Source organism: Varibaculum cambriense, from assembly GCF_022133705.1.
In the GTDB taxonomy this organism is placed as follows: domain Bacteria; phylum Actinomycetota; class Actinomycetes; order Actinomycetales; family Actinomycetaceae; genus Varibaculum; species Varibaculum cambriense_A.
Window position 1 is genome coordinate 21,416 of sequence record NZ_JAKNHJ010000001.1, and the last position, 20,216, is coordinate 41,631.

Consider the following 20,216-nt stretch of genomic DNA (forward strand, 5'->3'; position numbering starts at 1 on the left):
CGATTAAAGCATCTTCACAAACCTGGGTTTAGGTATTAAAATAAGTGCTGGTATTCCGATAGCTGTAGGTCACAAACAGGTAGTAATTTTATAACGATCAGGTTACAGTTAGAGGGAAGTTAGAGATATTACCGAGTTATCGGTACCAGCGACACAGTGAGGAACCACGTGAGCAGGAAACATCGACGCACCAGCGCGAAAATGACGGCGATCTTTGCTGGTATCGCCGCCGTCATCGTCTTGGGTGGGGGTGTCGCCGTGGCCAGCGAATACAAGACGGTCACGGTTACGGTTGATGGGGCTAGCCGCCAAGTACAAACCATGAATCGGACTGTGGAACAGGTGGTTTCGGATATGGGAATCAAAGTTGGTCAATACGACCAGGTGGTTCCCGCCCTCGATACTCAGATGTCTCGTAACCAAAAGATCAAAATTGTCCATGCTCGTCCGGTGGTGTTACAAGGAACCAAGGACGCGAAGATTGATTGGGGAGTAGACGACCACGATTCTCCCAAGCTAAAGGCAACTTTCCGGGTTGACGGCAAGGAAGTTAACGGTACCTACCAAGAGGGCGCAGATCCGCGGGTAGCGGCGCAGGCCGCCGGGATTGAATTAGCCGCTCTGGATCGGGTAGTCGTGGAGGAAACCAGCTCCGATGCAGCCACCATCAAGGTTTCTCGCGTGGAGCGCGGGATCACTAAGCAGGAACAGGTTTCAGCTCCTCCCGTTAAAGAAGTAGCAGATCAAACCTTAGCGCCCGGAACCAAAGTCGTAGAGGATGAAGGCAAAGAAGAAGTCACTGCGAAAAGTACTTTCGTCGAAAAAGTTGATGGTGCGGTGGCCTTCCAATCGCCAGAGCAAGTAACTACCTTAGTTAAAGCCGAACCGAAGATCGTGCGGGTGGGGCCGGCAGATACTTCTTCCTCAGAAGAAACTGACTATGGACCCGTAGTGCCGGCGGGACAAGCACAAGAGATCGCCCATGAAAAGGTAATTGCTCGCGGATGGTCTGAAGGGCAGTTTACCTGCCTAGTTAAGCTATGGAACCGGGAATCGGGATGGAATGCTGCCGCGCGAAATCCCAGTTCCGGTGCCTATGGGATTCCCCAGGCTCTGCCAGCGGGCAAAATGGCTTCTGCCGGTGCCGATTGGCGTACGAACGCCGCCACCCAGATCGAGTGGGGACTAGGTTATATCGCGGGACGCTACGGTGACCCCTGCGGTGCCTGGCAGCATTCAGAACGGGTCAACTGGTACTAGTAAGCTAGAGGAGTGGAAAAAAATCTCCCCGTTAATTTGCTGACCGCCAGCGTGATCCATCAGCTGTGCCACAAGCTTGATATCCGTCCAACCAAACAGTTGGGACAAAACTTTGTTACTGAGCCTAGCGCTATCCGTAAGATCGTGCGGGAAGCGGGCATCCAGCCTGGCGACCAAGTGCTGGAAGTTGGCCCGGGATTAGGATCGCTAACTTTAGGTCTGCTAGAAGCCGAAGCCCAGGTAGTGGCCTGCGAGATCGATTCGCGGCTCGCCAGTTTTTTACCGGCAACTATTCGCGCTCACGCCCCGAGCGCTGCCAATAACCTGTACTTGATTCAAAAAGATGCGTTAAAACTGCTCCCGGCGGATTTAACAGGATTATCAAGTATCGCGGAGGGGGCTAAGGAAGCTGGCAATGAGCGCGAGGGGAATGTCTCGGATGCGTCCTCGGGATTGAGCAGAGATTTTTCCCCCACGGTTTTGGTATCTAATCTGCCCTATAACGTAGCAGTTCCCGTATTGCTGCATTTATTTGCGACTTTCCCCAGCATTGAACGCGCCTTAGTGATGGTGCAAAAAGAAGTAGCCCAGCGTCTTTGCGCCCGCCCCGGCACAAAGATCTACGGGGTGCCGAGCGTGAAAATCGCCTGGTACGGTAGGGCGCGGATGGGATCCGATATTTCTCGGCGCGTTTTTTATCCGCAACCGAACGTGGATTCGGCGCTGGTAGAAATTACTCGAAGAACCCAACCCGGCTTGCCCTCCCCAGGAGTGAATAAGACCGAGGACGTGTCAAGTGAGGCAGCATTAGGGACACAGGCGGGGTTAACAGCGCCACAAGCAACTGAGCGGGAAGCAGTTTTCAATCTGATTGACCAGGCATTTGCCTCCCGGCGCAAGATGCTGCGGGCAGGACTCAAAACTTGGGCTCAGCCCTTAGCGGCGGTTCCCCTGCTAAAAGCCGGGGGAATCGATCCTACCCAGCGCGCAGAAAACCTGGAGATCAAGGATTTTGCGGTACTTGCCCGGCTGCGGAAGGCGCTAATTGCAGGTTTTGAAAATCTAGCGGAGAGCGTGGCAACTCCCGGCGAGCAAATCCCTACAGAAGCAGTAACCGCGCCTGATGACACGCCTAATTGCGACGCTAACGCCAAAGGGAAAACCAGCATTGCCAGCGCGAACGGTAAAATCAATCTGGCTTTGGCTTGCGGTAAGTCTCTAGATGGCTACCACGACCTCACAACGGTATTCCAAGCGGTGAACGTGCGAGAAACCGTGAAGATTACTTTGCGGCCCCGTGATATTGAGCTGCAGACGTTTTTTAGCGCGCCCCCCGGGGCGGTGGGGTATGACAGTGCTCGTGATCAAGAGGCGCTTGCGGACTTAGATCCGCTTAACAATCTCGCAACCCGGGCGTTTTTGCTGGTAGCCTCCCGTTGTGGTTACCAAGGGGGAGCTCGAATCCAGGTGACAAAACAGGTACCGGTAGCAGCCGGTATGGCGGGCGGATCTGCTGATGGGGCAGCGGCATTGCTGGCCGCTAACCAGGTACTGCAAGCCGGACTTAACCGAAAGGAATTAGCCGAACTAGGAGCAAGCCTGGGAGCGGACGTGCCCTTTGGTCTTTATGGGGGAACTTGTTTTGGGGATCGTCATGGGGATCGGATTACCCCCTTGCCGCCCGCAAAACCCTTACACCTAGTGGTCGCGGTTTCCCCACAAACTCTGCCTACCCCACAAGTTTTTAAACAATTTGACCAGCAGGAAGCGGCGCGCGCTTCGCTTCCAAAACTAGCGGATTTAGCTGCGCTGCTAACGGCAGTTTATACCGGGGACTTTGCGGCTTTAAGTGAGTTAGTTTTCAACGATCTGCAACTGCCGGCGTTGAAACTGCTTCCCGAGTTAACCGCAACTTTAGAGGCGGCGAAAGAGCAAGGGGCGTTGCCCTTTATCTCTGGATCTGGCCCCAGCGTGGCCTGTCTGGTAGAAACCGCAGATCAGGCAACTAAATTGGCGACCTCACTGGCGCAGCTAGAGCAGGTTGCCTATGCCTTGCCGCTGGCTTTTAGCGCTGGTGACCCCGATATAGCTGGAAAGCAGTGGTTAGCGTGAGCGTTTTTCTAGCCGGAACCCATGAAGCCGGCGCCCTCGCCGGACCCCGCCGTCTCCTGGAGGGAATAACTGTCAGCTTGTCTCCCGGGGATCGCATCGGGATTCTAGGCCCTAATGGAGCGGGAAAATCGACGCTATTGCGTCTGCTTAGCGGAACTCAAGAACCCGATAGTGGCAGTGTTACCTATGCCCCTGAGGTAAGTTTTGCGAGCCTTTCTCAACAGCAGAGGCTCGATCCCGCTCTTACAGTGAAACAAGCAGTTCACGGCAATATACCCGACTACCAGTGGGCATCTAAACCGCATTTGCGGCAAATCGATGAGGGAATCCTGCCGGATATAGATCTGGAGACCAAATGTGGGGAATTGTCTGGGGGACAGGAACGCCGGGTAGCCTTGGCACGTACCCTGGGCAAAGATGCCCCCATTTTGGCTTTAGATGAACCCACTAACCATTTAGATGTAGAGGGGGTAGCTTGGCTAGCTGACTACCTCAATAACCGTGTCGGATCCGCAAACGGAGCACTAGTGGTGGTTACCCACGACCGTTGGTTTTTGGATGCAGTTTGTAACCGGATTTGGGAGGTAGTTCCCGGAGTTGATCCCGGATATGGCCGGGAGCAGATTCCCGGCCACGTGGAGGAATATGAAGGCTCCTATGCTGCCTATGTGCTTGCCCGAATGGAGCGGGCCAGACAAGCCCAAGTGGCGGAAGAAAAACGCCAAAACCAGTTGCGCAAAGAGTTAGCCTGGCTGCGGCGGGGAGCCCCGGCGCGTACCTCGAAACCGAAGTTTCGCATTGACGCTGCTGAAGCCTTGATTAGCGATGTTCCCCCTTTGCGTGACAGCGTAGAGTTAGTGCGCTTGGCCTCCGCACGCTTGGGTAAGCGAGTGATCGAGCTAGAGGACGTATCTTTTTCCTATCCCGGATCAAAGCGAAAAATCTTGAATCAGGTTACTTGGCGACTAAATCCCGGAGGGCGAGTAGGCGTAATCGGGGTTAACGGAGCGGGTAAATCCACTTTGCTGGGGATAATGAGCGGAGAACTTACCCCTAGCGCCGGCAAGGTTAAACGCGGAAAAACCGTACAGCTGGCCACCTTAGAGCAAACTCCCGAAATCCCTGGTATGAATCCCGATTTACGAGTCGTGGAAGCAATTTCCCAGATTAAAGAGCGAATCCAGTGGGGGGAACAAGAAATAACTGCCGCCAAACTGGTAGAAAAACTAGGGTTTAGTAAAGAGCGCGCCTGGACGCGGGTAAGTGATCTCTCCGGTGGGGAAATGCGGCGGTTGCAGATTGCTTCCCAGCTGCTGGCAGAACCTAATGTGCTGATCCTGGATGAGCCCACTAATGACCTGGATACCGACACTTTGGCACAGTTAGAGGATCTGCTCGATTCTTTCCCCGGTACCCTGGTGGTGGTCAGTCACGACCGCTACCTGCTGCAAAGGGTGACCGATTCCCAAGTGGCGCTGCTGGCAGACGGTACTTTAGCGGCGCTGCCCGGCGGGGTGGAACAGTATTTGCAGCTGCGAGCCACCGCCCAGAAAACCGCAGACGCAGGTAAGGGGACTAACGCCAATAAGACCAGCGGTGAGGATAGCGAGGCAACTAACAAGCAGGCGCAAAAAAGCGGGGCTGAGATTTATCGGGCACGCAAAGAGCTTTCGGCGACTGAAAAGAAACTGGATAAGCTGCAACAACAGCTCAAGCGATTAGATCATGAGTTAAGCGAAGGGGCAGCCGATACTTCCCCGGAGGGATTAGCGCACCTGCAAAAACTTAATCAGCGCCGCGGCCAATTGGTCAGCGAAGCCGAAGAGCTGGAAGAGGCCTGGTTGCGCCTGTCAGAAACTTTGGAATAAGCCGGGGTTGTCCCGGGTGCCCCAGCTGATAGCTAGAAACAGCCCGTAGGGGGAGAGGTAGTTGAAAAGTCGCCGGCTTAGCGCAGAGGGCGCACCGGGGTGCCCTCGAAAGGTAGCAATAATCGCCGCAACAGGCCAGATAATTCTTTTCTTTCGTCCTCGTCCAAAGGAGCTACTAACTCGGACTCGCGCTGGAGGAGTTCCTTGAGAGCCGAATCGACCCGCGTAACCCCCTCTTCAGTAAGAGTTACCAGCACTGCCCGGCGATCATGCGGGGAAGGGGTGCGTTTGACTAGCCCCTTTTTTTCTAAGCGGTCAATCCGGTTAGTCATCGTGCCGGAAGAAACCAAGAGTTCCTGCAACAAGGTGCCCGGGGTTAAAGAATAGGGCGCGGCGGCGCGGCGCAGTACCGACAAAACGTCGAACTCCCACGGTTCCATACCTTGAGTGTTGAAGGCTTCTTTACGCGCCAAATCCAAGTGGCGAGCTAAACGTGCAACTCGCGAATAAACCTCCATAGGAGATACATCCAGATCGGGACGTTCAATCTGCCAAGCAAGGACGATACGGTCGACTTCGTCAGTGGCATCGGAGGAATTATTCTGTGAAATCACAAGCTAAGTTTACTTGAAGTCGAGACAATGGTCTATGTCTGATTGCCATGAATATGGTCACGAAGTTAGGTTTACCTAAAATATGGATCTGGACACAGAAAATGGGTGCTTTTGCCGCGTTTTTTATTTTTACTCCCTGGGGTTCTAACGCCGGTTAGCTCTCGCTTTTCCTGCTGGCGTGGAGTTACTTCCCAGAGCTGGGGTGGTAGAAAGATCGGCAAAATAATTCGGAACAGCTACAGGGGAAGGGGCGCGGTTTTAGGAAACTTTTTCGAATGTGTAAGATAGAGGAAGTATTCCGCCCTGGTGTATAGGTAACACGCGGGCTTTTGGTGCCTTGAGAGCCGGGTTCGAATCCTGGGGGCGGAACTGGCATTTCGAGTGCCTACTATTTCCAATCCGGCTACCTGTAAGGGGTCAAATCGTGGAAAATACGCCGTCTGCAGCGATTGTTTTAGCAGCTGGTAAAGGTACTCGGATGAAATCTACTCGTCCAAAAGTTTTGCACCCCTTGGCAGGTAAAGCACTATTGGGGCATGCTTTGGATGCAGTTGCTGCCTTGGATCCCACCTCATTATGTGTTGTAATCCGCCATGAACGGCAGGCGGTTGCCCAGTATGTTAACCAGTATTATCCACAGGCAGTCTTAGCTGATCAAGATGAAATTCCGGGAACCGGGCGGGCGGTGCAATGCGCTCTGGATAAACTGGCGCAGCAGGGTGAACTGGCAGGTACTGTCGTTATCACTTCGGGTGATGTGCCCCTGCTAGAAAGTTCTACCCTGGAAAAATTGCTGGAAAGCCACCAGCTATCCGGTAATCAGGTGACGGTGCTAACCACCCAGGTACCAGACCCCAGCGGATACGGGAGGGTAATCCGTTCCGATTCGGGCGCAGTAACCGCCATTATCGAGGATCGTGACTGCAATGAAGACCAACGCAGTATCCGAGAAATTAATGCCGGGATCTATGCCTTTGACGCCCAGTTCTTAAACCAGGCACTTTCTGGCCTCGGTACCGATAATGATCAGGGCGAGGTGTACCTGACTGACACTATCGCTCTGGCGGCTAGTAACGGGCGGGCAGGAGCCTATCTGATCACTGACTATATGCAGGCCGAGGGTTGTAATGACCGGGCTCAGCTAGCAGGATTGCACCGCGAATATAACCGGCGGATCCTTAACCAGCTGATGAAAGCGGGAGTGAGCATCGTTGACCCCGAAACCACTTGGATTGAAAAAAGCGTCAAGATTGCTGCCGATGCCCTGGTTTTGCCCGGATGCGATTTGCATGGAAACACGGTGATTGCTCCCGGAGCGGAGATTGGCCCGTTTACTTCCCTCACCGATGTAAAAGTTGGGGAGGGCGCGCGGGTGCGTAGGTGTGATTTACGGGCGGTAAATCTTGCCAGCGGTTCCAACCACACATGCGAAACCAATCTCTAAGACGCATGAGGACTTGTACAATCAAATTAACGGTATGGCGAATTTTAACCGAAAGTGAAAGGTAACACTCAATGACGGGGATTAAATCTGCAGGTCAGAAACACCTTCTGATTGTACCGGGACGGGCATACCCCGAACTTGCCCAAGGAATTGCTGAAGAGCTCCATACTGAAGTGCTACCGACCGTTGCCTATGACTTTGCCAATGGCGAGATTTACGTACGCTTCTCGGAGTCAGTCCGGGGGGCGGACTGCTACGTGGTGCAATCCCATACTGCACCTTTGAACAAGTGGGTAATGGAACAGATGATTATGGTGGATGCCCTCAAACGGGCATCGGCAGCGCGCATCACTGTAGTAGCACCCTTCTTCCCCTACGCGCGACAAGATAAGAAGCATCAGGGACGCGAACCAATCTCTGCCCGCCTAATCGCCGACCTATTCAAAACTGCTGGTGCTGACCGGTTGATGAGTGTCGACCTGCACGCCGCCCAGGAGCAGGGATTCTTTGATGGTCCGTGGGATCACCTTTATGCGCAGCCGGTGCTGATTGATTATGTTAAACGGCGGGTAGACCAAACCAATCTGACGATTGTTTCTCCCGATGCCGGGCGGATTCGGGTGGCAGAAAAATGGGCTAATAAGCTAGGAGGATGCGAACTAGCTTTCGTTCATAAGACTCGGGATACCACCCGTCCCAATGTGGCGGTAGCTCACCGGGTAGTAGGTACGGTTGAGGGACGCACCTGCGTTCTGGTTGATGATCTGATTGATACTGGCGGCACTATCGCGGAAGCGGTGAAAGTGCTACTCCATTCGGGGGCGAAAGATGTGATTGTGGCAGCCACACACGGGGTACTTTCTCCGCCTGCCGCCGAGAGGCTTTCTACCTGTGGGGCTCGCGAAATTATTGTTACCGACACTCTGCCGATTTCAGCAGATAAGCGTTTCCCGCAGCTAACGATCCTGCCAATCGCGCCCCTACTGGCCAGCGCGATTCGCACCGTGTTCGATGACGGCTCCGTAACCGCCCTCTTCGATCAGGAATAGAAATCCTCTGGCAATAAATGTGAGTTGCCAAACCTTTTAGTCCTTCCGAGTTTACCTGACCGGTTGGGGACTATATCCTAAAGCTAGGTTGCCTCGGCGAGGGCGCATCTGCGCCGTTATCGACGTGGCCGTGGGGAAACCCACGTCCTCCGGGGTTCCGCAAATATCTGTAATCCTAAGGAGGAGCGTAAATATGGCTTCAGAGCTATCTGCACAACTACGTAATGAAACCGGTAAAGGCGCAGCGCGTCGTGCTCGTCGCGCCGGCCAGATTCCGGCGGTACTCTATGGGCACACCGTAGAAGAAAACCTGCACCTTAACCTGCCGGGACACGACACTTTCCTGATCGTAAAAGATAACCCGAACGCGATTATTAACCTAGACATTGACGGGGAAAAGCACCTGGTACTGTTAAAGGAAATCCAGCGTCACCCGGTACGCCGCGATATTCTGCACATTGACCTGCTAGCGGTAAGCCGCGACGAAAAAGTGGAAGTGGAAGTTCCGGTTACGGTTACGGGCGAGCCTGCCCCGGGCACCGTGGTCAACCTGGAAATCTTCGACCTGCCGGTACAGGTATCTCCGCTGGAGATTCCCGAAGAAATCGTTATCAACGTCGAAGGCTGGGAAGAAGGCCACGTACTACGCGCTGGCGAGCTAGAGCTGCCTGCAGACGTAGTCACCACGTTGGATGACGATCACGACGTACTCTCGATTACTCTGCCCGAAGAAATGCCGGAGGAGCCGGCTGCTGAAGAGGGCGAAGAAGGCGAAGAGGCTGCTGAGGAAGAAGCTAAGGAAGAATCCGAAGAGTAACCACTGCTTTTATGGTTCGGGGAGGGCGGTAGCCCTCCCCGAAACCAATTTAGTGGGGTAGGACGTTAATTTGGGGGTTGAAATGGAGTCATCTTGGCTGGTGATTGGCCTGGGTAATCCAGGAGAAAAATACGTGGGAACCCGCCATAATGCCGGTCATCTGACGATTGACCACTTGGCGCAATCCCAAGGAGAACAGCTACGACGCCATAAAACTGGCTGCCAGGTAGCAAGCTTACATCTGGGCATACCAGGCAGTCCTGGACCTACGGTGCATCTGGCGAAGCTGGATTCCTATATGAATACCTCAGGAATTCCCACCGCTAAACTGGTGAATTTTTTTGGAATCGATCCTACCCAAAATCTGCTGGTAGTCCACGATGAACTCGATTTAGTGGCTTACGATTTACGGCTTAAACGCGGAGGAGGTGAAGGCGGACACAACGGTCTGCGCTCCATCAGTCAGAACCTGGGAACTAAAGACTATGCACGCCTGCGGATCGGGATCGGTCGTCCTCATCCGAGGCAAGATCCCGCTGACTATGTGCTTTCCCGTTTTCCCCGCGGGGAACAAGGATCCCTTAACGAGGCTTTAGAGCGCGCTGGACAAGCGATAACCGAAGTGGTGACCCAGGGTTTTGTCCGGGCGCAGCAGCGTGTGAACTCTCACGCTATTTAGTACCGTTAAATTGGCAGCTAACCTAGTTATCGGCTGAGGCCGGGCTGATCTTTACCTTCGCTTCTTTCGCGTCCAAGCCCGGCAGCGGCCCCGCATCATGCCCTAATTGGGCTTGCAAATCAACCAAACTAGCCAGGGTGGGAGATAGTAGAGCTTCTTGCACATCCGGAACCAGGGGCAGTAAATCCATCTGCACCTGGCAGGCAAGCCCTAACCCTTTCGCAATTGCGGACTTATCGGCACCGCTAAAACCGGAGTAGGGCTGATAAGTTGCTTCGCGAGGATCAGAATCTAACTGGGCAACAAGTTGTTGTATCTGGCGCAGCAGCAGGGGAGTGACCACGTTAGAAACCAGGTTTTTTAACTGCACATCCTGGCTTTGCGCAACGTTTTTCTCGATATTAAATCGCAGGGAATCTAGTTGTTTAATACTGCGGGAAATCTGGTTTTTTTCCTGCTGACTTAAGGGTGTTTTGGCCCGCTTCTGTGGGTTTTTGGCGGCTGGGGTGGCGCGATGCCACTTACCTTCTCGGTAGCTTTTCGCCTCCAGCGGGGTGGTTTTGGCAGGCGGTAGCGTAAGAGAAGAAGCTGCCGCGATCTGCTTATTTTCTCGCTCCATCGCCACCCCGGTAGCGAATAGTATTTTTGCTAAGTCCTCGGTTTCCTTAGCACGCGCGGTATCCTCCTTGTCGCCCTCACTAGCTGCTAGCTGCTGGCGCGACAGTAAAGTAAGTGCCCCGGCGTCATTTAAGATATCAGCCTGGCAATTAGCCAGTTTATGGACTAAAGCTTGCCCATTTCCGGGGACGCGATAGTCGGCAGGCTCTGGCAGGGCCTCTGGTTTTTCTCTGCCCGAAAGTTTCACTTCCTGGGTGGGCCAGCGTTGCCCCAGGACTTTACTGCGGGTTGTGAAGTGATTTTTAAAAGCCGCTAACTTTGGGTCAGAGCTAAAAACAGTTTCGATGCCACTAGCAATCGCTTCTTGACAGTAACTGGCACGATAGCGTGCCATCTGGGTTAGGCTTGCGTTCACTGCGTCGCCGGAACCATCATCAATCCGCACCCCGCAGCCAGAAAGGCTCAGCGAAGCAACTAATATCCCAGTAAGGGGAACAATCCAGGTTTTCTTCATCAAAGTTAAGTTTGCCACGGGTAACATGTTTTTTGAAATGATAAAACGGTAAGGCGAACAAGAGACGAGGAAAAATGACTAAACCTAGAACCAAGTTGGAAAATGAACTTGTTGATCTGCTGCGCCCAGATTGCGAAGCGGCCGGCCTCTACCTAGAGGAAGTATCGCTAAAGCGAGCCGGAAAATACACCCGCCTGGTGGTAACGGTAGATTTACCGCGCGGACCGGGCGCGGTAAATGAAGAACAGCTATCACAAGTAACTTTGGAGATTTCCCGGCATTTAGATGAAGCTGACCCGATTAAAGGAACCTATAACCTGGAGGTCTCTACCCCCGGAATTGAGCGGCCTTTAGAGGAGGAACGCCAATTTTCTAGGGCAATTGGACATCGGGTAAAAGTGAAAAAATGTGATGGTACCCGCGAAGAGGGTAAGCTGGTGGATACAACAACTGAAGACATCGAATTGGAAACTGCCACTGGCCGGCGCACTATCGCTCTAACAGATATTGCGCACGCCCAAATGGTGGTGCAGTTCTAAAGCTCGTAAGGAGCATCATGGATATTGATATGGCCGCTTTACGGATGGTAGAGGCGGAGAAGGGCGTCAGTCTCGATACCCTTATGGCTGCTATCGAAGACGCTTTACTAAAGGCGTACCACAATGCCCCGGGAGCACTTGAGGACGCGCGAGTAGAAGTCGATCGCAAAAATGGCCATGTAATGGTGATGGCAGCGGAAATCGATGAAGATGGCAATAAGATCGGCGAATTCGATGACACTCCTTCGGGGTTCGGACGGATCGCTACTACCACTGCCCGCTCCATTATTATGCAGCGGCTGCGGGAAGCCGAGGATGAGCAGGTACTGGGCTCTTTTAGGGATAAAAAGGGCGAAGTGGTTTCCGGGATTATCCAGCAGAGCCGAGATAAAGATGTCGTGGTGGTAAAAGTTGGCGAATTCGAGGCGGTTTTGCCGAAAGCCGAGCAGGTTCCAGGCGAGCAATATCGCCACGGGCAGTGGATCCGGGCAGTAGTAGTAAAAACTATGATGGGTGAAAAAGGGGCACGGATCGAGGTTTCGCGTCGCCACCCGGATCTGGTGCGGGGGCTATTTTCTCGGGAAGTCCCCGAGATTACCTCGGGTGATGTGGTGATCGAGTCGGTGGCGCGAGAAGCTGGCTACCGTACCAAGATTGCGGTGCGTTCTACTCGTCCTAATATCAATGCTAAAGGGGCTTGTATCGGGCCGATGGGACGGCGGGTACGAGCCGTGATGAATGAGCTTAACCACGAAAAAATCGACATTGTCGACTATTCCGAGGACGTGGCTACTTTCGTCGCTAATGCGCTCTCACCTGCGCATGTTACGTCTGTCACGGTAGAACCCGCCGAGCATGTATTGGCACATGTGGTGGTTCCAGATTTCCAGCTATCTTTAGCTATCGGCAAAGAAGGACAAAACGCGCGTCTAGCTGCTCGTTTAACGGGAGCGAAGATTGATATTAGGTCTGATATGGATCTTGAAACCGCCAGTGAGGAAGTGCAATAGCCGATTTCTATGTGCTCGCCCTACTGTAGGTGGCTTCGGCTTATTGCAGTCAAGGCGCTAGTATAGATATCGGAACCTAACTTTGGTTGCAATGGACGCACCGGTTCTAGGCCTTGCCTGACCGGTGCTTTCTTGTGGCTAGGCTAGGGTCGTTTAAGTAAGGTTACCGGCATCTACCCCCCAGTGGATGCCCGATACAGGAAAGCAGGGTTGGAAGCTGATGGTCACCCGATGAGCAACCAGCGATGATCTGCCAATTTAAGCAATAGCCTGCTCCATGCTGGGCAGGCCAGCAAGGAGAATTGTGGCAAAACTTAGAGTTCATGAGTTAGCGAAAGAGCTCGGAACCACTTCGAAAATTGTGCTGCAGGCACTAAAAGAGTCGGGGGAGTTCGTTAAAAGCGCGTCCTCGACTATTGAGGCTCCGGTGGCGCGGAAAATGCGAGAGCATTTTGCCAAGCTAGCGGAAGAGGTCGAAACGGCAGCACCCAAGGTGAAAGCGGCAAAGAAGAAAGTCGCTAGTTCCGTCGCTAAAACCAAAGTCGCGAAGGCGCGGGCGGCAAAGGATGCGAAACCAGCTGCCCCCAAACCGGCGGATCGGGTCGAGCCGGAAAGTGAGGCGGATAAGGCACAGCCGGAGAATAAGACGGAAGCGCCTGCACCTGCTAAAAAACCTGCCACTAGCGCGGCGCCTAAACCAGGGCCGAAGCCGGCTGTTAAGCCGGCTGCGAAACCAGCCAAGGCGAAGGCATCAGAGAAGTCGACGCGTCCCGGTCCTAAACCCGGTAAGACAGGCGCTAAACCTGGTCCTAAACCAGCTCCGCGTCCGGGCGGTCCGCGCCCGGGTAATAATCCTTTTGCTTCAGCGCAGGGAATGCCACGACCGGGCGGTCCGCGCCCAGGCAATAATCCTTTCGCCTCTTCACAGGGAATGCCGCGTCCCGGCGGCAGCTCTGGGCAACGTAAGAACTCCGGTCGGGGTCGTCCCGGGCGGGGAAATCGGCGTGGCTCCAGTGCCACTCCGAATGTGATGCCGGCGCATTCCGCGACGGATCCGATGATGGATCAACCGGCTCCCTCCCGTGGTCAGCGCCGCGGCGGAGGCGGGCAAGGCGGTCCTGGTGGTTCGGGCGGTCCGGGTCGTCCCGGCGGTCACAAGATGAATAACCGTGGTCGCGGCGGTTTCGGTGCCACTCAAGGGGCATTCGGTCGCGGCGGATCCTCGAAAGCTAAACGCCGTAAGTCCAAACGCGCTAAACGCGCCGAGTACGAGCAACAAACCGCTCCCAAGATTGGCGGCGTGCAGGTTCCTCACGGGGATGGCTCTACGCCTTTGCGTCTGCGTTCGGGGGCTTCACTAGCGGATATGGCCGATCGGATCGATTGTGATCCCGCATCCTTGGTTACCGTGCTGATGACCTTGGGGGAGATGGCTACCTCTAACCAGTCTTTGGACGAGGATACTTTGATGACCCTCGGCTCGGAACTGGGCTATCAAGTACAGGTAGTTTCCCCCGAGGACGAAGACCGCGAACTGCTGGAATCCTTTGATATTGACCTGAAAGAGGAAGAGCAAAGCGATGAAGAGGACGCCTTGCCGCGTCCTCCGGTGGTTACGGTTATGGGTCACGTTGACCACGGTAAAACCAAGCTTTTGGACGCGATTCGCGATACCGACGTGGTGGGCGGAGAGCACGGCGGGATCACTCAGCATATTGGTGCTTACCAGGTAAACATTGATATGGATGATACTCGCCGCGCGATTACCTTCATCGACACCCCCGGTCACGAGGCGTTCACCGCTATGCGTGCGCGCGGGGCGGAGGTTACCGATATTGCGATTTTGGTGGTAGCTGCTGATGACGGGGTAATGCCTCAGACAGTGGAGGCAATCAACCACGCTCAGGCCGCTAATGTGCCGATTGTGGTCGCGGTCAACAAGGTTGATAAGCCGGAAGCCAACCCGGATAAGGTTCGGGGGCAACTGACCGAATACGGTTTGGTGTCTGAGGAATACGGCGGCGACGTAATGTTCGTGGATGTTTCAGCTAAACAGCGTAAAGGAATCCACGAATTGTTAGAAGCGGTGCTGCTGACCGCGGATGCTGCTTTAGAGCTGAAAGCTAATCCGGATGCGGCAGCCCGCGGGGTAGCGATCGAAACTCGCCTGGATAAGGGACGCGGCGCGGTGGCCACCATTTTGGTGCAGCGCGGTACCCTGCGCGTGGGCGATTCGATCGTGGTGGGCTCGTCTCATGGACGCGTGCGCGCTATGCTCGACGAATACGGTAACCAGGTTGAGGAAGCCGGCCCCTCATTCCCCACGGCAGTGCTGGGACTTACCAGTGTCCCGGGAGCAGGTGACTCTCTGCTGGTAGCCGAAGATGAACGTACTGCCCGCCAGATTGCCGATAAACGTCAGGCACAGCAACGTGCTGCTCAACTGGGCAAACGCCGCAAGCGGATTTCGCTGGAAGATTTCAATGCTGCTTTGGAGCAGGGCAAGGTAGATACTTTGAACCTGATTTTGAAGGGCGACGTCTCTGGTGCGGTCGAAGCTTTGGAAGACTCACTGCTAAAGATCGATGTGGGTGAGGAAGTGCAGTTGCGGATTATTCACCGTGGCGTGGGCGCTATCACCCAAAACGATATCAACCTGGCCAGCGTGGACAACGCGGTAGTTATCGGCTTCAACGTTCGCCCGGCACAGCGCGTAGCCGAATACGCTGATTCTGAAGGCGTTGATATGCGGTTCTACAACGTTATTTACCAGGCGATTGAAGATGTCGAGAGCGCTATGAAAGGTATGCTCAAACCCATCTACGAAGAAAAGCAAATGGGGATGGCAGAAATCTTGCAAGTGTTCCGCTCTTCCAAGTTCGGTAATATCGCCGGTTCGGTGGTGCGTGAGGGTCTGATCAAGCGCGGCGCGAAAGCTCGCTTGGTGCGTGACGGCGTGGTAGTGGAACCGGAACTGCAGATTTCTTCTTTGCGGCGCGAAAAAGACGATGTCACCGAAGTTCGCGAAGGCTTCGAATGCGGTATTTCGCTCGGATTCAAAGAAATCAAGGTCGGAGACCAAATCGAAACCTGGGAAATGGTGGAGAAACCGCGCGATTAGCATTACTGGTCGGTTTTCCGGACGCCCTGATTGGGTGTCCGGAAAACCGCATTAGGTAAAGGAGTTTTCATGGCTGATCAGGCTCGCAGACGCAAAGTAGAAGAGCGGATTCAAAATACGGTGGCGCGGCTTTTAGAACGGCGCATCAAAGATCCACGCATCGGTTTCATTACCATCACGGATTGTAAAGTCACCGGGGATCTGCAACATGCCACCGTTTTTTATACGGTTTTCGGAGACGAGGACGACCGTAAGAATACCGCGCGTGCGTTAAATAGCGCGAAAGGCTTGATCCGTTCGGAGGTAGGTAAGGCGCTGGGAATTCGTCTTACCCCCACTATCGAGTTCGCGCTAGATGCTCTGCCCGAACAGGCCGCCAGTTTCGAGGAGAAATTGGCTAGTGCCCTGCAGTCTGACCAACAGCTGCGGGGAACTTCGCAGGCGGCCTCCTATGCCGGGGAAGCTGACCCTTATCGCAAGCCGCGGCAGAAGAAGGTTTACGAACCAGAATCACTCGTGCCTACTTTCACCGAGTTTACGCTTGGCGATGAGGACGCAGCTGCGGGAGAGACAACCGCTGAGGCTGCGGAATATCCGGATAACGGGACTAAAGATTTCCCAGAAGATTCCGACTTAGAAAGTTAAGTAACCCAGGTGCTAGACGCGCTTAATCAGGCTCCAGATTTTGCTCCCGCGGGCGCAGATCTGCAAGTTCCTCGTGCCGATAATACTGCCCCTGCTGGGGTAATTGCGGTTGATAAACCCCTGGGGGTTACCAGTCATGATGTAGTGGCGCGCCTGCGCCGCTTGGCGGGAACTCGCAAGGTGGGACATGCCGGAACCCTAGATCCGGCGGCCTCGGGAGTATTAGTTGCCGGTATTGGGCGGGGAACCAAACTCTTGCAATACCTGCAAGGGCAAAAGAAAACTTATGTTACCCGGGTGTGCTTCGGGGTAGAAACCGATAGCGAGGACGCCGAAGGCACCATTACTGAGACCCGCGGAGCTACGCTAGCGGATCTGGACAGGCTGGAAAGCGCGCTTTCCTCTTGGCGCGGACAGGTAATGCAGGTGCCGAGCGCTTTTTCTGCTCTGAAGATCCGCGGTAAACGGGCAGCGGATCGAGTCCGCGCCGGGGAAGAAGTCCGGATGGAGCCCCGCCCGATTACTATCTATGAACTACTTAGCCTGGGCGAGCCGAAAGCGGGTGAACTGGCAGGTACACCGGTGGTTTACCAGGACTTGGAAGTTACCTGTTCGGCAGGTACCTATGTTCGCGCCCTCGGAAGGGATCTGGGAAACCAATTGGGGGTAGGGGCGCATCTGGTGGCGCTGCGCCGCCTTCAGGTCGGCTCCTTTAGCGTTAGCGGCGCTGCCAGATCCGATGCGCCTTTTAACGCCTATAGCCTGGCTGAGTTATCTGGGTTGGTAACGGCAGGCGGGGAACTGCCGGTAGTGAGCCTGGATCAGATCTGCCAGCATCTGTTCCCCAGCTGCCAGGTAACCCCCGAAGTTATCACCGCTTTAGGTTATGGCCAGCGCCCGCAAATCTCCGCTGAAGTTTCCCGCGAACTGGAAAAAGAGGATTCAAATGCGGCCGAAAAAATCTATGGTTTGTATTTGCCCGGGCAACAGATATCGCTATTGGCGTCGCCAGTGGAGGGCAAGTGGCGTTCTGTACTAAGTTTACAAAGTAACTAAAGGAGGATCATGAGCGAAGAAAACAAAGGTACTTGCGGATGCGGTTGCGGTTGCGGCGGTAAAGGCAAAGGTCGCAAGACTGCGGAAGAAAAACGCACCGGGGAACTGGGCGTGCCGGCGAATGGGCGGCCAGAACTGAGCGTGCGGCAAAGCGAAAAGTAGATCGTGGAAATCTGGACCGACTCCCCGAGGCTGGAACCAGGCCAGCGCACCGTGGCTGCCATCGGGATTTTCGATGGGGTACATAAGGGACACACCCGGATTTTGAAAACCGTAGTAGAGCGGGCACGGCGCGCGGGAATAAAAGCGGTGGCGATTACTTTTGATCCCCATCCCTCCCACCTGCATCATCCGGACAACCCCACGCTTTTGATTCAGCCACTTCCTGATCGCCTCGACGCGATGGCAGCACTAGGACTGGATGCCACCTGGGTGGTGCCCTACACCTGGGATTTAGCTAATCAAAGTCCCCAGTGGTTCATTGACCACTATTTTGTGCAGGGGCTGCAGGTTAAAGAGCTCGTGGTCGGCGAAGATATGCAATTCGGTAGAGGTAACCAAGGCAATATCGAGACTTTGCGTGAGGCTGGCCGAACCCAGGATTTTCAAGTTATTGAAGTTGCCGATATTACCGACCAGGCCTTGCGCCGTTATTCCTCTACCCGGGTGCGTGCATGTCTAGCTGAAGGTGATGTGGAAGGGGCAGCCCAGATTTTAGGGCGTAGCTACCGGCTGCGCGGAATCGTGGAACGGGGTTTCCGCCGCGGCCGTCAGCTGGGGTTTCCTACCGCCAATCTGGGGAACACCCAGGGGTTAGCGATTCCCGCCGATGGAGTATACGCGGGTCGGTTAATCCGTTCAGTACCGGGAACTAACGCGGTGGAGCATCTGCCGGCCGCTATTTCGGTAGGCACTAATCCGCAGTTTTCTGGGGACAAGGTTACGGTAGAAGCGCATGTGCTGGGGCGAGCTGACCTTGATCTTTATGACGAGCCGGTCGCGATAGATTTTATTGCTCATCTGCGAGACATGCTCAAGCTAGAGAGCGTAGAAAAGCTGCAGGCACAAATGGATGAAGATCTGCGGGCTTGCAGTGAAATTTTGGGGGTTCCTCCAGCAGGCAGGGTTGATCCCAAAGAAGTAACTGCGCTCTAAGTCTGCTGGTCGGCAACTGTTTACAACACCATCACGATCTGTACCAATACGATTTTTGCGATGATTCCGAGGGCGAAGGTGGCGGAATATCCGGATTCGCAACGCTCATCGGGGATGGTGGTCTGTACGTGACTGAGGATTGCCGGCTGCCCCACGAAACCGGCAATCGCACCCGCCATTCGGGCAGTCGATAGCCCCAAGAATTTTCCGAGCAACCAGAATGCCACTAGCACTGGCACCATCCCGGCAGCCGCCAGTAACCCGATTTTTATTCCGGTAAGGGAAAAAGCTTTGGCCGCGAAGGCTTGCCCAGAAGATAAACCTACTGCCGCCAGGAATAGCACCAGCCCCATTTGCCGCAACATATTATTTGCCGAGGGCGCGAGAGAGAATACCAACGGCCCCAACCGGTCAATACGCCCAAGTATTAATCCCACCACCAGCGGTCCGGCAGCGGCGCCTAACGCGAGTGAGCCCAAAGAGCCCAGAGGAATCGAGATTAACCCTAGCGCCACCCCGGCGGCGATCCCCAGCCCAAATGGCAGATAATCGATAGCCGAGATTTTGTGTTCCGAATCCCCAAAAGTTTTAGCGATATCTGCTTCGCGTTCTACCGGATAAACCACCAGTACCCGATCTCCCAGCTGCAGGCGGGTTCCGGCGGTAGCAAGTATATCGGTATCGCCGCGGCGCACCCGGGTAAGTAATGATTGGAAACGAGCCGGCAAAAACAGATTAGCGACTGGGGTGCCTACTAGGCGGGTATTTGATACCGTGAAGCGGCTAAAGTTCACCGCCGTGCGGTCATTGGAGATATCTTCTTCTATCGGTTTTCCTAGCGCCTGCCCGGCAGTTTTAACCGCATCCGGAATTCCCACCAGGAACGCTAAGTCACCTTCTTTTAGTTCCCCATCGGGGTGAGCCACCCGCATTTTGCCGTCCCGTAGCAGATAGGAAATCCGCAGCCCGCCTTCCGAAGACCCCACGACCTCGGCAATCCCCGGGATTTCCTGGATGCGCCTGGGGTTTTCTACTCGAATAGTTTGGGTAGCTAGCCCCGCAGCGGAAGCGGGATCGGGATCGTTTTTCGCTGGAAGTTTTACCCGCATGAGTGCCGTTACTACCACCATGGTGACGATTACCCCCACCGGGTAGGCGATCGCGTATCCTACTGCCGGCTGGGCGCTTCCTCCCGCCGCATCGGTCGCGGCAGCTAAAGCGGGGGTGGTGGTTAGCGAACCGGCAAACATGCCTCCCAGTAGCGGGGAATTCAGTCCCAAGGCTTTGCCTCCGAAGGCCACAATCAAGGCATAAAGGGCAAGCAAAGCAACTGCCCCAATCAAAAGGGGTGCTTGTTTGCGCAGGTCGCGGAAGAACGAAGCGCCTGCAGCCAGGCCGATAGTGTAGACAAATAGTGCCAGGCCGATGGCAGATACCAGGGAAAGATTCTCCCCAAGCGCTGGGTCGAGGGCGCCAGCGGCAAGACCTACGAATAAGGCTCCGGCTGCTCCAAACTTTAACGGTCCGAACGGGATCGAACCGAAAAGGGTGCCGAGGGCGATCACTAAAAATAGGGTCAATAGGGGAGAAGAAGCGAGTATTTCCATCACCTCTTTAGGATAGCCAGGTTAATCTGCAAAATGCATTTTGCCATGTCAGCTAGCTGGCTCTGGCCAATATGATCCTTTAGCTTGGCGGGAGGCAAAGAGTAACTG

General features: G+C 54.6%; 17 protein-coding genes and 1 tRNA gene. 15 read left to right on the plus strand and 3 right to left on the minus strand.

All coding sequences use genetic code 11. The features are described from left to right. Positions 1–168 precede the first annotated feature (168 nt). Genes L0M99_RS00100 through L0M99_RS00110 form a run of 3 tightly spaced genes read left to right on the plus strand, consistent with a single transcriptional unit; the run spans position 169 to position 5,240 of the window. Positions 169–1,260, plus strand: coding sequence for a ubiquitin-like domain-containing protein (locus L0M99_RS00100; RefSeq protein WP_238127349.1), 1,092 nt, complete (start codon positions 169–171; stop codon positions 1,258–1,260). Between the two features lie 12 nt (positions 1,261–1,272). After that, entirely contained in the window at positions 1,273–3,372 is a 2,100-nt protein-coding gene (gene rsmA, locus L0M99_RS00105) for a 16S rRNA (adenine(1518)-N(6)/adenine(1519)-N(6))-dimethyltransferase RsmA (RefSeq protein WP_238127350.1), read from the plus strand. Continuing rightward, positions 3,369–5,240 (plus strand): ABC-F family ATP-binding cassette domain-containing protein, encoded by a 1,872-nt coding sequence (locus tag L0M99_RS00110; protein ID WP_038108821.1) that lies wholly within the window; start codon positions 3,369–3,371, stop codon positions 5,238–5,240. The genes rsmA and L0M99_RS00110 overlap by 4 nt, the downstream gene beginning before the upstream one ends. Positions 5,241–5,317: 77 nt before the next feature. Here L0M99_RS00110 and L0M99_RS00115 read toward each other — a convergent pair whose 3' ends face one another. After that, positions 5,318–5,854 carry a MarR family winged helix-turn-helix transcriptional regulator gene (locus L0M99_RS00115; protein ID WP_024058481.1) on the minus strand — a complete coding sequence of 179 codons (537 nt, stop codon included), beginning with the start codon at positions 5,852–5,854 and terminating at the stop codon, positions 5,318–5,320. Positions 5,855–6,151: 297 nt separating this feature from the next. Between L0M99_RS00115 and L0M99_RS00120 the strand changes: the two genes are divergently transcribed. The 5 genes from L0M99_RS00120 (at position 6,152) to pth (ending at position 9,843) form a co-directional block, all read left to right on the plus strand. Next, a tRNA-Gln gene (locus L0M99_RS00120) sits at positions 6,152–6,223 on the plus strand. 55 nt (positions 6,224–6,278) lie between these two features. Beyond that, on the plus strand, positions 6,279–7,298 hold the full coding sequence (locus L0M99_RS00125; RefSeq protein ID WP_024058482.1) for a bifunctional UDP-N-acetylglucosamine diphosphorylase/glucosamine-1-phosphate N-acetyltransferase GlmU: 1,020 nt from the start codon (positions 6,279–6,281) through the stop codon (positions 7,296–7,298). Positions 7,299–7,369: 71 nt separating this feature from the next. Then, positions 7,370–8,347, plus strand: coding sequence for a ribose-phosphate diphosphokinase (locus L0M99_RS00130; RefSeq protein WP_101929165.1), 978 nt, complete (start codon positions 7,370–7,372; stop codon positions 8,345–8,347). Between the two features lie 193 nt (positions 8,348–8,540). Next, positions 8,541–9,164: a 50S ribosomal protein L25/general stress protein Ctc gene (locus L0M99_RS00135; protein WP_024058484.1), complete on the plus strand. Its 624-nt coding sequence runs from the start codon at positions 8,541–8,543 to the stop codon at positions 9,162–9,164. An 82-nt stretch (positions 9,165–9,246) separates the two neighbouring features. Continuing rightward, positions 9,247–9,843 carry an aminoacyl-tRNA hydrolase gene (gene pth / locus L0M99_RS00140; RefSeq protein WP_024058485.1) on the plus strand — a complete coding sequence of 199 codons (597 nt, stop codon included), beginning with the start codon at positions 9,247–9,249 and terminating at the stop codon, positions 9,841–9,843. Positions 9,844–9,865: 22 nt separating this feature from the next. Here the strand turns inward: pth and L0M99_RS00145 are convergent, their stop codons facing one another. Next, positions 9,866–10,993 (minus strand): hypothetical protein, encoded by a 1,128-nt coding sequence (locus tag L0M99_RS00145; protein ID WP_238127351.1) that lies wholly within the window; start codon positions 10,991–10,993, stop codon positions 9,866–9,868. 56 nt (positions 10,994–11,049) lie between these two features. On the opposite strand from L0M99_RS00145, the gene rimP reads away from it, so the two are divergent. From rimP to L0M99_RS00180, 7 genes are all read left to right on the plus strand, one after another. Next, positions 11,050–11,514 carry a ribosome maturation factor RimP gene (gene rimP, locus L0M99_RS00150; protein WP_024058487.1) on the plus strand — a complete coding sequence of 155 codons (465 nt, stop codon included), beginning with the start codon at positions 11,050–11,052 and terminating at the stop codon, positions 11,512–11,514. Positions 11,515–11,531: 17 nt separating this feature from the next. Then, on the plus strand, positions 11,532–12,524 hold the full coding sequence (gene nusA, locus L0M99_RS00155; RefSeq protein WP_024058488.1) for a transcription termination factor NusA: 993 nt from the start codon (positions 11,532–11,534) through the stop codon (positions 12,522–12,524). Between the two features lie 304 nt (positions 12,525–12,828). Next, positions 12,829–15,645 carry a translation initiation factor IF-2 gene (infB, locus tag L0M99_RS00160; protein ID WP_238127352.1) on the plus strand — a complete coding sequence of 939 codons (2,817 nt, stop codon included), beginning with the start codon at positions 12,829–12,831 and terminating at the stop codon, positions 15,643–15,645. 69 nt (positions 15,646–15,714) lie between these two features. After that, positions 15,715–16,290 carry a 30S ribosome-binding factor RbfA gene (gene rbfA / locus L0M99_RS00165; protein WP_238127353.1) on the plus strand — a complete coding sequence of 192 codons (576 nt, stop codon included), beginning with the start codon at positions 15,715–15,717 and terminating at the stop codon, positions 16,288–16,290. Between the two features lie 9 nt (positions 16,291–16,299). Then, positions 16,300–17,346, plus strand: coding sequence for a tRNA pseudouridine(55) synthase TruB (gene truB / locus L0M99_RS00170; RefSeq protein ID WP_238127354.1), 1,047 nt, complete (start codon positions 16,300–16,302; stop codon positions 17,344–17,346). A gap of 9 nt (positions 17,347–17,355) precedes the next feature. Further along, complete coding sequence (locus L0M99_RS00175; RefSeq protein WP_022864983.1) at positions 17,356–17,508, plus strand: hypothetical protein; 153 nt, start codon at positions 17,356–17,358, stop codon at positions 17,506–17,508. A gap of 3 nt (positions 17,509–17,511) precedes the next feature. Beyond that, positions 17,512–18,501, plus strand: coding sequence for a bifunctional riboflavin kinase/FAD synthetase (locus L0M99_RS00180; protein WP_238127355.1), 990 nt, complete (start codon positions 17,512–17,514; stop codon positions 18,499–18,501). A 20-nt stretch (positions 18,502–18,521) separates the two neighbouring features. Here L0M99_RS00180 and L0M99_RS00185 read toward each other — a convergent pair whose 3' ends face one another. Beyond that, on the minus strand, positions 18,522–20,108 hold the full coding sequence (locus L0M99_RS00185; RefSeq protein WP_238127464.1) for an aspartate:alanine exchanger family transporter: 1,587 nt from the start codon (positions 20,106–20,108) through the stop codon (positions 18,522–18,524). Positions 20,109–20,216 lie beyond the last annotated feature (108 nt).